Source organism: Desulforhabdus sp. TSK (genome assembly GCF_022836495.1).
GTDB lineage: Bacteria > Desulfobacterota > Syntrophobacteria > Syntrophobacterales > Syntrophobacteraceae > Desulforhabdus.
This window is the reverse complement of the sequence record NZ_BQXM01000261.1, coordinates 1-255: the sequence shown is the minus strand read 5'-3', so window position 1 is coordinate 255 and position 255 is coordinate 1. Positions and strand designations below refer to the sequence as shown.

Here is a 255-nt window from a genome sequence, read left to right as displayed (position 1 = left end):
TCGGAAATATAAGTCCTTATTTTAGATTGAGAAAAGTATAGAGTCAGGCATTTCTCAATCATTTTTTCTATAGGCAGATAAAACTCTCGGAAATTCATGGATCATTGACGGATAATCTGCCAAATTTTTTTTTATTCCAATTCTATGGACAAAGCCCGCCACATGATTTAGCTTAAGTTTGGTGTAATGGACAGGTCGCCACCATTCTCTACGGAAGGGAGGTGAATTCCATATGCGCCATTCTGAATACCTGAA

1 protein-coding gene is annotated in these 255 nt (G+C 37.6%); it reads right to left on the bottom strand.

Annotation, left to right across the window (positions count from 1 at the left end; all coding sequences use genetic code 11):
* Positions 1-54: 54 nt before the first annotated feature.
* The coding region (locus tag MWC30_RS22330; RefSeq protein ID WP_244086372.1) for a hypothetical protein at positions 55-255 on the bottom strand (201 nt) is incomplete at its 5' end.